The following is a 13,931-nucleotide window of genomic DNA, read 5'->3' as shown; positions in this document are numbered from 1 at the left end:
GCTGTATATTACCGTTTACTGGATACTGAAAGCAACAGCAAAATTCAAGCAAATTGAAGACAGGAGGACTAGTCATGATTTCATTGCAAACAGGAATCTGTCAATTACTTAAAATTGAATATCCGCTCATCCAGGCGGGCATGGCGGGAGGGCCGACGACAGTCGAGCTGGTTGTTGAAGTCAGCAATGCAGGCGCGCTTGGAACATTGGGGGCTGCTTATATGGCGCCGGATGCATTGAGGAAAGCCATTAAAGAAATTCAGTCAAAAACCCAAAAACCGTTTGGGGTCAATATTTTTGCGGCTCCGGTAAAAGATGATTTTAGCCGTTTAGCAGAAGTGCAAAATGCATTAAATCCTTTTCGTTCACAATTGGAGATTCAGGAAATCCAGTCTTCCTATCAATCACCGGATTGGAGCGAAGAGCAGTTCGCGATTTGTATTGAAGAAGGCGTACCGGTTATCAGCACAGCTTTCGGCTGTTTATCGGCAGGGCAGATGAAAGCAGCTAAAGAGCAACAGACAAAAGTCATCGTTATGGTTACAACGGTGGCGGAAGCAAAGCAGGCGGAAGCTTCCGGCGCAGATGGTGTGGTAGCTCAAGGGAGTGAAGCGGGAGGGCACCGCAGCACGTTTTCCCTCGATAACCATCCGTCAGGCGCCCAGATTGGGACGATGGCATTGGTACCGCAGACAGTGGATGCCATCAACATTCCGGTCATTGCCGCAGGCGGCATTACAGATGGGCGGGGTCTGGCGGCTTCCCTAGTCCTTGGTGCACAAGGCGTCCAAATCGGGACACGTTTTGTCGGCGCCAAAGAGTCTGGCGCGCATGCTGCCTATAAGCAGGCAATATTTGAAAGCGACGAGGAAAGCACGGTAGTGACCAAAAGCTTTTCCGGACGTCCGGCACGCGGCATCAAAAATCGCTTTATTCGGGAATTTGAGAAGAGCGGCGTGGAGCCTTTGCCATTTCCTTCCCAAAACACGATCACCAAAGATATTCGTGCAGCTGCCGCAAAATCCAATAATCCAGAGTTCATGTCGTTATGGGCAGGTCAATCGACACGCAGCCTGACTGAGGAAATGGGCGCAGCCCGAATAGTAAGGACAATTATAGAAGAGGCAAAGGGGATCGTAAACTAGTTCTGTCCACCGGATAAAATGCTGAATGTCAGGCTCGAGTTTCCATTTCGCACATGCTATACTAATGAAAGTGATTTTAAGACGAGGAGATTAGGCGAATGGAATGGAAGAATATATACCGTGGTATCCTGATGGGAATCAGTGACTTGATCCCGGGAGTAAGCGGGGGCACGATTGCGTTTATTTTAGGGATTTATGATCGTTTATTGGAATCCATCAGCGGATTTTTCAGCCGTGACTGGAAAAAATATCTTGGATTTTTAGTGCCGCTTGGCATAGGCATCGTCATGACCCTGCTGTTATTCAGCCGGGTCATTGAGTATTTATTGGAACAGCATTACGAAGCGACTCAGTTTTTCTTCATGGGGCTGATCATCGGCGTTATTCCGTACATCATGAAACAGGCGGAAGTCAAAAAGAACTTCACAGCACGCCATTTGATTATTTTGGTGGTTATTGGAGCAGCGTTGGCAGTTACAGCCTTTATTCCGACAGAAGAAGATTTGGCGCCGATTACATCACTTACATTACCAATTTTCTTTTTGCTGTTCTTCTCTGGCTGGTTGGCCAGTATGGCGATGTTATTGCCGGGAATCAGCGGTTCGTTCATCCTGTTGTTATTGGGCGTCTATTCGACAGCCATCAATGCCTTATCCACTTTGAACATTCCGGTTGCCCTGGCTATTGGTGCCGGTGTTATCGTTGGGTTTATTGTCAGCAGCAAAGCGATCCAGTACCTATTGGAACACTTTACGTATGTAACGTACGCAGCAATTATCGGCTTGATTTTAGGGTCCCTATTTGTGGTATTCCCTGGATTTTCAGCCGATTCAGCCACGCTCATCACGAGCTTGGTGACGTTCGCGCTGGGTCTGGCATTTACGCTGCTTTTCAGTTCTCCTAAAAAGACAGCTATTACAGAAGAATATAATTAAGTAAAGGCGGTGCCATCACTTGGATGGTATCGCTTTTTCATGTGTCGAAGGTCCGCAGGATGCGGATCAGCTAACCGTTGCGACAGGAAGCCGCGTTACTAGGTTAGCTTCAGCCTTGCCAGCGCCATTACCGGCAAGGCTTCCAGCGCTTGTCGCGGCTAGACGGCTGCCTCCGCTTTTCGGTGTCCAGCTCCGGCAGCCAGATTCTTGGGTCATAAGCCACTCTGACTGTGCGGCTGGAGACATGCCGCTTCGCCAGCGCGTCTTATGCCCGTCGAATCTACACGGCTGCCTCCGCTTTTCTTATTGTCCAGCTCGGGCGCCCAGCTCTTTGGGTCATAAGCCAACCCAGCTATGCGGCAAAGCCCGCCGCTTCGCCGGTCTGTCTTATGCCCGTCAGAGCTACACGGGCGCCTCCGCTTTTCTATATTGTCCAGCTGCAACGGCCAGCTCCTCGGGTCATAAGCCACTCTGACTATGCGGCAAAGGACGCCGCTTCGTCAGATCGTCTTATGCCTTTCGGAGCTGAACGGCCGTTTCCGCTTTTCAGATTGTCCAGCTTCGGCAGCCAGATTCTTGGGTCATAAGCCACTCTGACTGTGCGGCTGGAGACATGCCGCTTCGCCAGCGCGTCTTATGCCCGTCGAATCTACACGGCTGCCTCCGCTTTTCTTGTACAAAGGCTTTTTGCTTTATGGATGATGCGTTTGCGATTAAACTGTAGGGTAAGAGGTGATGTGTGTGCGGAAACTGTTTTGGTTGTTGGTTTTGTTGCTGGCCGTTTTTTTTGCGCGCCCGATTTGGGAGGAACCGGTTGGTGAATATGTCGATTTAGGTTTTTTGGATTCAGTCGATCGCACAATTGAGGACATCACCGAAGATCCTGGAGTGTCCGAAGTTATGGATGGAGCTCGAAACTTCACTACGCGTGTTGGTGCACAATTGCAGTCTTTGATTGCATCCAACTCGATTGAACTGCCGGCGGCTGTGGCGAAACCGGAACTGGTTGAAACAGATTCCTTGTTTGCGGTCCACAATGTGACGCTTGGCATGGACAAAGACGAAGCTCAGGAGAAAGTAGGGATGCCGCTGCGTTTGATGCGCAATGAGTACGGCATTGATTGGCATAGCTACCATCAGGATTACCAAAACTATGTATTGTTATCCTATGACAAGGATGGAAAAGTGAATGGGATGTTTACCAATCAGAATTTGATTTCCTCGACAGAAGGCATTACGATGGACTCTGCGAAATCCGAGGTCCGTTCCTTGCTTGGCGTTCCACTGAAAAGTCTTCAAAAAGGAAATGTGCAATATATACTCGATACACGTGAAGAATATGATGTTTTTAAAATCGATAATACGTATACGACTATTTTTTATGATATCCACGAAGAGGATACTGTGACAGCTGTGCAGGTGATCCATGAGGATTTGGAGGAAGAACGCGCTGAGATATACGCAGATCCGAACGAAGAGTTAAAGGAAGGTTATGAGTATCTGCTTTTCGAATTGACCAATTCAGCGCGTATTCAGCGTGATCTTCCCCTATTGAAGTGGGACGAACAAACAAAACTAACAGCCCGAAAGCACAGCGAAGATATGGCGGAAAATCAATATTTCAGCCATACCAATCTGGCGGGAGAATCCCCGTTTGACCGGATGAATGAAGATGGCATTGCGTTTTATGTTGCTGGTGAAAATCTGGCATACGGGCAGTACAGCAGCATTTTTGCTCACGAAGGCCTAATGAATTCGATGGGCCATCGCGAAAATATCGTCAAACCCGAATTCGGATTTTTAGGTGTAGGCACTGCATTCAATTCAGAGAATCAGCCGTATTATACGGCAAATTTCTTTAATCGATAAAAAAGAGACGGACCTTCAATTTTCATTGAAGGTCCGTCTCTTTTTATTAATTTAATACCAGCCAAGCCAAAACTACGAGCGGCCCGACAATAAAGCAGTAAATGGCAAAATACTTTAATTGGCCTTTTGCCATGATGTTCATGAACCATTTTAACGAGAAGTAAGAAGCGACAAGAGAACCTAGGAACGCCATCAGGTAAGGGACAGCCATAGAAGCCAGGTTGTCATCATTGACGATATCCGTGATGCTGAGGACAGCGCCACCCAGGCTGATCGGGATGAACAACAGGAAAGAAAAGCGCAAGGCCGTTTCCTGGTTGATGCCTCTTGCCATCGCAGCCACGATTGTAGCGCCGCTTCGGCTGATTCCTGGAATAAGTGCAACGGCCTGGGCACCACCGATAATGATGGCGTCTTTCATCGTCATATTGCCATCTTTTCGCTGTCCGCGCATATTGCGGATCCACCAAAGGCCAAAGCCTGTCACGATAAGGGTCAAGCCTACCGTTACTATGGTCGAAAGGTTATCATCTATTGCGTCCTGGAACAAAACGCCGATGACTGCAGCGGGGATTGTCGCCACTACTAAGTAGACAACAAACATGAAATCCCGTTTTGTTTCAGCATTTTTCACAGTAAAGTATTTCAGGCCGTTAATGACAAGGCGTCGGATGTCATCGCGATAAATGATCAAAACAGCAATCAGCGATGCACTGTTGACCAGTAGGGCAAAGGTAGAAACGCTTCCTTCAATTTGGACATCCAGAAAATATTGAGCGATCAGCAGGTGGCCGCTTGAAGAGATGGGAATCGGTTCTGTGAGACCCTGGAAAAGGCCGAGAAGCAGAAATTTGATAGTAAGCCATAATTGGTCCATTAGAATAAATCCTCCATTGCTCGTTCACTTATTTTAGCTGTCAGTAAGGTCTTTCCGTGTGGAAAACTCAAAACAACATAAAAATTATAATACCATATTTTCGTGGTAAACTGGGTATACTATTGAAAAGAAAGGAAGTGACGTACTTGACGAACAAGCTTTGGTTTCAAGTGGGAGTAGGAATTATCCTGGCTTTAGTCATCATTCGATTATTTATCGAAGTACAAGGAATTTTTGATCCCTTATTCATTATTGCAGGCACTATTTTTGTTCCCTTGTTGTTGGGAGGCGTCTTGTTCTACCTGACGAGGCCAATCCTGAACTTTCTGTTGAAGAAAAAATTCCCGAAATGGTCTGCGGTTCTTACCGTCCTGCTGGCGATTCTCTTGGTATTCTATTTGTTCTATGTCATGATCGGACCGATCGTTACGGATCAAATCAATGCATTGGTAGATAATGCACCTGAAATAATAGAGGGTGTGGAAGAATACGGACAATACATATTCGACCAGCGTGATCGGCTTCCAGATTCAGTTGAAGAGCAATTGAATGACATGAGCGGCCAAATTGGTGAACGGCTCGGCGATGTCGGAGGCTGGGTGCTGTCGTTTATCACCAGCTTTGTTTCGGGTGTCATCACTTTGGTGTTAGTGCCATTTTTCCTGGTTTACCTATTGGTCGACCACAAGAAGTTTGTTCCGTTCGTTTCCGGTTTCTTTTCCGGAGAACGCAAAGGATGGATCCGCAAAACACTGCACGATATTGATGACACACTGCAGGCGTATATCCAAGGGCAGTTGTTTGTCAGTTTCCTTGTAGGGATCATGCTGCTGATCGGTTATTTGATCATCGGTCTGGAGTACGCTCTACTACTGGCATTAATCGGTATGGCAACCAACGTCATCCCGTTTTTGGGGCCTTACATTGCAGTCATTCCGGCAATTATCATCGCACTTGTGCAGGATCCGATCATGGCGGTATATGTAGCCATCATCATGCTTGTTGCACAGCAGATTGAAAGCAATTTCATCACTCCTAACGTTATGGGCAAATCACTCGATGTTCATCCGCTTACCGTCATTACCCTGATACTTGCTGCGGGAAATATTGCCGGTTTATGGGGGATCATTTTGGCGATTCCCGTCTACGCGGTTATAAAGACCATCGCGAAAAATATCTATGCACGGCGCAGTGAAATCCGTGACACGGCGACGCGCGAAATCGAATAAAACAAACCTTCAATCCGTATGGGGGAATCAACCTGTGAACTTTGTTCACAGGTTTTTTCTTTTAAAAAACCCTCTCTCTTGACCTGGGAAGGTTTACCCCCTAAACTATAAATATTGGTTTAGGGGGTAAACTACTTTGGATAAACGCATAAAAGAAGCAGTGGATCTTTTTCAAGACGTGATGATTTATGGTACAGAGCGGGTGATTAAATCGGTCGACCATCCTTTATGGAAAGAGTATTCACCTGAACAAATTCAGATGCTGAAGCTGATCGGCAAAGAAAAGCAGATTACTTCAGCAAGGCTTGCGGTTCTGCAGGCAGTACATAAAAGTGCGATTTCCAGCCGGATAAAAAAATTGCTCCAAAAAGAAGTGATCCGGGTTGTGGAAACAACAGACCGCCGGGAAAAAATGCTGGAACTCACCGATAAGGGGCAGGCTATTTTGGTGGAACTGGAAAAGGTGTTGACAGATTATATCGGAAAACTGATGTCTGAAAATATCGCGGATGAAGAAATAGACCAATTTCTGACGATTTTCCGGAAGCTGAAAACGATTATAAAAATGGATGGAGTGTAATACATGCATAGCGTATTGAAATTTAAATGGCCGATTGCCATCGGCTTGATCGTATTGACGGTCGTGTTATTTTTGCTGGCCCCTAATTTAACAGAACAGGCAGAAGAGGCAGGCTCGTTCCAGTTGTCTGATGAAGCTTCTTCGCAAATCGCTTCAAAAATTTTGACGGATGCGGATGCCGCAGAACAAACTATTTCTCTTGTCATACCTTTAGAAAGTGAAATGACGGAGTCCATGCGGGGAACGCTCGAACAGATGGCAGCGGATATCGAAGCATTGGGTGATCCAGTGACGAGTGTGTTAAATCCCGTTGAAAGTAAAGAGTTGGAAGACCAACTGATTTCGGAGGATCGCCAAACGGTGTTGATGCCGATTACGGTTGATGGCACAAATGAAGAAGTGAATGCCGTCGCTGAGACAATCAGAGAAACTATCATTCCGGAAGATTTGACTGCCTATGTTACAGGAGAAGCCATCATCAGCAACGATGTGAACATCAGTGCACAGGAAGGTTTGAAGCGTACAGAAATCATTACAGTCATTTTGATTTTTGGGTTATTGCTGGCTGTGTTCCGTTCGATTGTGACGCCGTTCATTCCGCTTGTTGCAGTTGGAATCTCTTATTTATTGAGCCAATCGATCGTGGCATTTTTCATCGACTGGTTTGGATTCCCGGTTTCCAACTATACACAGATATTCCTGGTGGCAATTCTGTTCGGAATTGGAACGGATTATTGCATCCTGCTGTTGAGCCGCTATAAAGAAGAATTATCGGCTGGACACGGCGTGGAACAATCGATTGTCAATACCTATAAAACAGCAGGAAGAACGTTGCTGATCAGCGGGATAGCCGTGTTTATCGGATTCTTCGCCATCGGCTTTGCTGAATTTCCGATTTTCAAATCGGCAGTAGCGGTAGCGGTCGGAATATTTGTCCTGCTGCTGGTCCTTTATACGATCGTGCCATTCTTCATGTCTTTATTGAAGGAAAAATTATTCTGGCCAGCGAAAAAATCAGCTTCCCATAAAGACAGCAAATTATGGATCAATATGAGCAAACTGTCGATCAACAGACCATTACTGTCGATGTTGGTGGTGGCTGTGATCACGGTTCCATTGCTCTTTACGTACGATAATTCCTTATCCTTTAACACGGTGGATGAAATTGGTTCAGAGTATGAATCGGTGAAAGGCCTGCGTGCGATCGAAGAAGGCTTTGGAAAAGGAGATTCACTGCCCGTTCAGGTAATCGTCAAATCAGATGATTCCTTAATAGATCGGTCAACTGTTCCTTATTTCGAATCATTAAGTGCGGAGATTGAAAAAATCGAGGGCGTTGAGACTGTCCGGTCGATTACTCGTCCGACTGGCGATATAATCGAAGAACTTTACGTAGATGAACAGCTTGGCCTGATGGCAGATGGACTTGGAGAAGCCCGTGATGGACTTGGCGAAGTACAAGCGGGGCTTACGGAAGTCCAGACCAACTTAACTGCCATTGGCGAACAGGCTGGCAATGCCGGAGGGCTGAACGAAGCTGCAGCAGGGCTTGGGCAGATCAATCAGCAACTGGGGCAGGTTTCGCAAGGCTTGCAGCAAACAGGGAACATCCCGCAAACTGTCGGTGCTTTGGCGCAAATCAGTGGCGGCTTGACGGAAATCCAGCAGGGCTTGGCTGGAGCAGCTGGCCAGACGGCAGAACTTAGTGCCGGATTGACGCAATTGGCAGCTGGCGTCGGTGCTTCAAATGACGGTCTGGCCGAAATTCAGACCGGTTTGACGGAAGCTGTCGATATGATGCAGGCAATGAGCGATAGCCAAGCTGTACGTGACACAGGCTTGTTCATTCCGCAAGGAACGCTGGAAAGCGAAGACTTTGAACAGGTATTGGACCGTTATTCTTTTGCAGACGGTACAGGAATGAAGATGGAAGTGATTTTGTCAGAAGATCCGTATTCTCCTGAAGCCATCGATATTACCACTGAAATCAAAGAAACAGTAGAACGTACTGCAGCAGGAACGCCGCTTGAAAGCGCAGAAATTGCCTTCAGCGGAATTTCCAGCATCAACAGTGACTTAGAAGAAGTATCTTCCAGTGACTTTGCAAGTACAGTGATCATCATGCTGATCAGTTTGTTTGTCGTCCTGGCACTTCTATTCCGTTCATTGATCATGCCGCTATACATGATCGGATCGTTGTTGCTGACGTATTATACATCGATTTCCATTGCGGAATTGATCTTTGTCAATGGCCTCGGCTATGATGGCATCAGCTGGGCAGTGCCGTTCTTCGGCTTCGTCATGTTGGTGGCACTGGGAGTCGACTATTCGATCTTCCTGCTCGACCGGTTCCGCGAAGAATCCTTCAATGGCATCAGTGTTCGTGATGCCATGCGTACGTCGATGGCGAAGATGGGAACTGTCATCATCACGGCAGCCATCATTCTGGCAGGCACATTTGGTGCGATGATGCCTTCGGGCGTCTTGAGCCTGGTGCAGATCGCGACTATCGTCATCACCGGATTGCTGCTGTACGGACTGATTGTCCTGCCATTATTGATACCGGCAATTTCAGTATCCTTCGACCGCGGTGTCTGGTGGCCGTTCGGCAAGAAAAAATAAAATGATTATAGCTAGCAAGAGCTGCGTTCGCGCAGCTTTTTTCTATGGATGTAGGATTGCGCCGAGCGTGTTATACTAAATGGTAATTAAAAATGCGGAACGGGTGTAACCATATGGGTCTGTGTGCTTGGTATAAAGCTTCAGATTCATGTCTTGGATCTAATTAAGGTTTTTGATGAAATAAATGAAACTAAGAAATGAGGTAATGAGATTGTTAACATTTGAGCAAAAGTTGGAAGTTATCGAGTCTTTCCCGGGATTGACGAGAAAAGATGTATCGATGAAACGCGTGAACTTTCATTATGAAGAGAGCCTGTACGACAAGAAAATTGTCGTCTATCATTTACATCCAACCGGCAATGGCTTTGTCTATGTAGGAAACTTGCCGCATTACGAAACGGATAAAAAAGGCTTCGTCAATATCCGTGATTTTTCTGAAAAGGAATTGCGCAGCGTCTTGGCTGACTCACTGGATTACTTGTCTTTGGAACCGGAACCACCATACGACAAGACGTGGGTAAACCGTGAAAATGTAAAGTTGGATCTGGTCTATGAAGAGCCATTCTGGAACATCTATACAGGAAAAAACCTGGAAGAAAGCTTCGGCACTTTCGACAATGCGGAAGACTATCTGATTGATCAAGGCTTTAAAGAAAAGAAATAATGGAGTTCCGTCTGCTGAATAGGGTCAGTGGACAATGGCTTTATTTGTAGAATCAAGAAAAAAGAGGAGCCTTTGGCTTCTTTTTTTGTGGTTAAAAGAGGTAAAGGAACAGATTTTTCGGTATGCTAAAGGCAAGGAGTGAGGACATGTTTAAAAAGGTGACCTTATACACAAATCAGTTAGAAGACATGAAGGGGTTTTACGAATACCAACTTGGCTTCCGGATTGTAGAAGAAGATGACAGCAGCTTTACATTGTCGATTGGAGAATCTCAATTGGTCTTTCGGGAATCGGAAAATCCAGCCATCTATCATTTTGCACTGAATATTCCGGGCAACCAGTTTACACTGGCTAAATCTTGGGCGAGTGGACGGGTGACCTTGAATCGGCAGGAAGGCATGGATGAAGTGTTCTATGCCAATTTTGATGCGGATGCATTTTATTTTCAGGATCCAGCCGGCAACGTCGTGGAATTCATCGCACGGCGCAGCGTGGACCGGATGGGGAACTTTACTGTCGATTCACTGCTCAATATCAGTGAAGTGAGCATCACCACACCCTATGTTGAAGAAGTCGGAGAGCAGATTGAGGACATGGACATCCCGGTACGCGGCAATAAAGGCATCGATGCGAAGTCGTTGAATTTCCTCGGCAGCGGACATGCTTACATCATCTTAGTGGCACCTAAGCGCACCTGGTATTTTTCAAAACAAAAAAGCGAGATCCATCCCTTATCAATCGAGTTGACTGATGGGCGCCAAATCACTATTACAGAAGAAGGGCGATTCCAACAGGAGAAACCAGCCAATCCGATTATGGAAAAGATGGAGGACATCGACTTTTCGGGAGTTGCCTATCTGCAAAAAGAGGAAACTTGGACAGCGGCAAGAGGGTTTGCCAACAGCGCCGATGAACGGCCGAATGCGATCGATACCAGATTCGGAATTGCCTCCGGCAGCAAGCTGTTCACAGCGGTTGCTGTTTGCCAATTGGTTGAAGAAGGGAAATTGTCCTTCGACGATATGTTGTCGGAGCTGCTGCCGCAAACTTTTCCGAATTTCAACGTCACTGTCCATCAATTATTGACCCATACATCAGGCATTCCGGATTATTTTGATGAGCAGGCAATGGACAGCTTTGAAGATTTATGGAAACAGCATCCGATGTATTTGATGCAGACGGCTTCAGATTTTATTCCTTTGTTTAAAGACCTGCCGATGATGTTCGAGCCTGGCGAAAGATTCCACTACAATAATGCCGGCTTTGTCGCACTTGGGCTGATCATTGAGCAAGTAACCGGAAAGGAGTTTGCGGATGTGGTGGGGGAACGGATTTTCGCTCCTGCCAATATGCTGTATTCGGGTTATTTCCGCTTGGATCGTTTGCCTGGCCAAACAGCATTTGGGTATATTGAAGAAGAGCAGACGTGGCGGACAAATCAATACGCCATTCCGATCCGTGGAGGTGCTGACGGAGGTGCATATGTCACGGCGAGTGATATGGCGAATTTCTGGCATAGTCTGATGGATGGCACTTTGTTGGCGAAAGAAATGGTGGACAATATGCTGCAAATCCACGCGTCTGGAGAAGGCGGTGCATATGGTTATGGCGTATGGATACAAAAGAAAAAAGATCATATTTTGAAGTATCATGTGATGGGATACGATCCTGGCGTCAGTTTCCATTCAGCTTATTATCCAGCGGATGGCAGTGTACTGACGGTCTTATCAAATAAAGGCGCAGGCGCGTACGATATAACTGGAATCATAGAAGAATTGAGAATCGAGAAGGAGTGAAAGTATGACCGGAAAGAAATTGGCGCTGGGGATCGTCTTCGGCACGCTTGGTCTATGTATATTTATTTTTGCAGTCTTCCAACTGTATTTTTGGTTGAACTAAGGAGGAGGGAAAGGCGGCAGTTGCTGATAGAGGCAGCTGCTGTCTTTTTTTGATGGGGGAAAACTGTTATGGGCAGTTTAAGAAAGGGCGCAGCGTCTTAATGGATGCTTAGAAAAGATCAGTAAAAGCATGGAAAAACCGCAGCCAGGAAGATTCTCTGGCTGCGGTTCTATAAATATGCATAAAAAATGAGCTCTTCCGAAGAAGAGCTCATTGATAAGTTAGCTTTAGATTAAGCTTTTTGAACGTTAGTAGCTTGAAGACCGCGTTGGCCTTGTTCGATATCAAACGTTACTTCTTGACCTTCGTCAAGTGATTTAAAGCCTTCGCTTTGGATTGCAGAGAAATGTACGAATACATCGTCGCCGCCTTCGCGTTCGATGAAGCCAAATCCTTTTTCTGAGTTAAACCATTTTACTTTACCTTGTTCCATGTGTGTTTCCTCCTCGTATGCGTAAGCATACATTGTATTACTATCCTTGCTCAAATCTTGCAGATGGACATCTGACACTTTGTAAAAAGTTATCCGAACAAAAATAATTCTTCCTTAGAATAACATGGCAATAAAGATATTGCAAGTGATTATCTGATTTTCTTTTCCTGTTGTTCAATCCTATAGTGGATTATAATAAAAAAACTGAAAGATACAAAGGTGGGAGGGAACAGGTTTTGCAAAAGATTATGGTGCTAGGTGTGTCCTCAGGTGTTGGTAAATCAAGCTTTGCAAAGAAACTGTCAGAAAAGACGGCTATACCGGTCCATCATTTGGATGCTTATTTCTGGAAGGCGGGATGGGTTGAGAGCACTCATGAAGAATTTAGTGGGAAACAGCAGCGTTTGGTTGAAAAGGACCGCTGGATCATCGAAGGCAACTATACAGCTACCTATGAAATCCGAAGGCAACAGGCGGATACCATCATCTATCTGGAGCGCCCTTTGATCATCTGCCTATACCGGGTCGTTAAACGCCGTATCGTAAACCACGGGAAAACCCGTCCGGATATGGCGGTCGGCTGTCCGGAAAAACTGGATAAAGGATTTTTGACGTTCATCGTTTCAACATACCGTGCCCGGAAAGTGAGGATGAGAAGACGGATGGAGCAGTTTATAGAAGAAAGTCCTCATCACAAAGTGGTTTTCTTGCGCACACAAAAGGATATTGACGATTTTTTGAGTAACAGTTTTTAGGGTGTAGAAAATATCGTTTCAATTAATGAGGTGATTGGAAAAACTTGCAGACGTTCATAGGCGGAAGTGGTATTCTAAAGCTACATAAATAGACGGAGGAGAATGGCTGATGAAGTTGCTGCACGAAGGCACAATAACTAACCAAGTGCTTCATAAAAAACTGCCTTTTTCTATGAAGCGGCTGTATTTGGAAGATTTGCCGGTAATCGAACAAGTTCAAGCAAGCGTGATGGAATCACTTCCTGAGAAGGCTGCGCTTCAAGCATTAACCACAGAGGAATTCCTGTTTATCCTGAATCAACGCGGCTTGCTGGTAGGGGCTTTTGTTGAAGATGAGTTGATTGGTTTTAGGGCTTTGCTGATCCCTGAAATCGACGAAGAGCATTTAGGCTGGGATATCGGTCTCCCACCGGAAGAACTGCAAAAAGTGATTTACCAGGAGATTTCAGTAGTTCTTCCTGAATATCGCGGAAATCGCCTGCAGCAGAAATTGGCGGAAGTCATTATGAAAGAACTTCCCAATCTGGAAGAGGAATTCCGTTACGTATGCTGTACTGTTGCACCGATGAATATCCCGAGTCTGAAAGATAAGTTTACGCAAGCTATGCACATTGCGGCCCTAAAAGAGAAGTATGAAGGATTAAAGCGGTATATTCTGGTGAAGGATCTGGGGAATCAGGATATCCATTATACTGGCCATGTTACGGTAAAACTGGATGATCTCGAGAAGCAGCTGCAGCTGCTCAACGAAGGATATGTAGGCATTGGTTTTCAGCTCGTAAATGGTTTTCATGAACTTCAATTTGCAAAACCCGTTCTGTAAAAGAACGGGTTTTTTATATTGGATTTCAAAGAATTCCGAAACTTCTGCCCGTCCAATTCGTATTATTAACTAAGATGGAAATATACTTACTGGAATGGGA

Annotated in this window: 12 protein-coding genes; 10 read left to right on the top strand and 2 right to left on the bottom strand. The window is 45.8% G+C overall.

Features of this window, described 5'->3' with window-relative positions; translation table 11 throughout:
* Positions 1 to 74 precede the first annotated feature (74 nt).
* From AC1MEO_RS11220 to AC1MEO_RS11210, 3 genes are all read left to right on the top strand, one after another.
* Positions 75 to 1,145 carry an NAD(P)H-dependent flavin oxidoreductase gene (locus AC1MEO_RS11220; RefSeq protein ID WP_480330421.1) on the top strand — a complete coding sequence of 357 codons (1,071 nt, stop codon included), beginning with the start codon at positions 75 to 77 and terminating at the stop codon, positions 1,143 to 1,145.
* Between the two features lie 98 nt (positions 1,146 to 1,243).
* Positions 1,244 to 2,080, top strand: a complete 837-nt coding sequence (locus AC1MEO_RS11215; RefSeq protein ID WP_480330419.1) for a DUF368 domain-containing protein — start codon at positions 1,244 to 1,246, stop codon at positions 2,078 to 2,080.
* A gap of 741 nt (positions 2,081 to 2,821) precedes the next feature.
* Positions 2,822 to 3,949: a CAP domain-containing protein gene (locus AC1MEO_RS11210; RefSeq protein WP_480330417.1), complete on the top strand. Its 1,128-nt coding sequence runs from the start codon at positions 2,822 to 2,824 to the stop codon at positions 3,947 to 3,949.
* Between the two features lie 46 nt (positions 3,950 to 3,995).
* On the opposite strand, the gene AC1MEO_RS11205 is transcribed toward AC1MEO_RS11210, so the two are convergent.
* Positions 3,996 to 4,826, bottom strand: coding sequence for an undecaprenyl-diphosphate phosphatase (locus AC1MEO_RS11205; protein ID WP_480330415.1), 831 nt, complete (start codon positions 4,824 to 4,826; stop codon positions 3,996 to 3,998).
* A 146-nt stretch (positions 4,827 to 4,972) separates the two neighbouring features.
* Between AC1MEO_RS11205 and AC1MEO_RS11200 the strand changes: the two genes are divergently transcribed.
* The 5 genes from AC1MEO_RS11200 to AC1MEO_RS11180 all read left to right on the top strand — a co-directional run bounded on the left by AC1MEO_RS11200 (position 4,973) and on the right by AC1MEO_RS11180 (position 11,717).
* Positions 4,973 to 6,055 (top strand): AI-2E family transporter, encoded by a 1,083-nt coding sequence (locus tag AC1MEO_RS11200; protein ID WP_480330413.1) that lies wholly within the window; start codon positions 4,973 to 4,975, stop codon positions 6,053 to 6,055.
* A 136-nt stretch (positions 6,056 to 6,191) separates the two neighbouring features.
* A complete protein-coding gene (locus AC1MEO_RS11195; RefSeq protein ID WP_480330411.1) occupies positions 6,192 to 6,635 on the top strand; it encodes a MarR family winged helix-turn-helix transcriptional regulator in 444 nt (147 codons plus the stop codon).
* 3 nt (positions 6,636 to 6,638) lie between these two features.
* Positions 6,639 to 9,257, top strand: a complete 2,619-nt coding sequence (locus tag AC1MEO_RS11190) for an MMPL family transporter (RefSeq protein WP_480330409.1) — start codon at positions 6,639 to 6,641, stop codon at positions 9,255 to 9,257.
* Between the two features lie 211 nt (positions 9,258 to 9,468).
* A complete protein-coding gene (locus AC1MEO_RS11185) occupies positions 9,469 to 9,921 on the top strand; it encodes a hypothetical protein (protein ID WP_480330407.1) in 453 nt (150 codons plus the stop codon).
* Positions 9,922 to 10,067: 146 nt separating this feature from the next.
* The gene (locus tag AC1MEO_RS11180; protein ID WP_480330405.1) at positions 10,068 to 11,717 is read left to right on the top strand and encodes a serine hydrolase; all 1,650 of its coding nucleotides are present in this window, start codon (positions 10,068 to 10,070) and stop codon (positions 11,715 to 11,717) included.
* A 335-nt stretch (positions 11,718 to 12,052) separates the two neighbouring features.
* On the opposite strand, the gene AC1MEO_RS11175 is transcribed toward AC1MEO_RS11180, so the two are convergent.
* On the bottom strand, positions 12,053 to 12,253 hold the full coding sequence (locus AC1MEO_RS11175) for a cold-shock protein (protein ID WP_006830093.1): 201 nt from the start codon (positions 12,251 to 12,253) through the stop codon (positions 12,053 to 12,055).
* 236 nt (positions 12,254 to 12,489) lie between these two features.
* On the opposite strand from AC1MEO_RS11175, the gene AC1MEO_RS11170 reads away from it, so the two are divergent.
* The gene (locus tag AC1MEO_RS11170) at positions 12,490 to 13,008 is read left to right on the top strand and encodes a P-loop NTPase family protein (RefSeq protein WP_480330401.1); all 519 of its coding nucleotides are present in this window, start codon (positions 12,490 to 12,492) and stop codon (positions 13,006 to 13,008) included.
* Between the two features lie 109 nt (positions 13,009 to 13,117).
* A complete protein-coding gene (locus tag AC1MEO_RS11165) occupies positions 13,118 to 13,831 on the top strand; it encodes a hypothetical protein (RefSeq protein ID WP_480330399.1) in 714 nt (237 codons plus the stop codon).
* Positions 13,832 to 13,931: the final 100 nt, after the last annotated feature.

The organism is Planococcus sp. BI3, from assembly GCF_056680115.1.
Note: the sequence above shows the minus strand (reverse complement) of the source record. Positions and strands in the feature narration are given on the sequence as shown.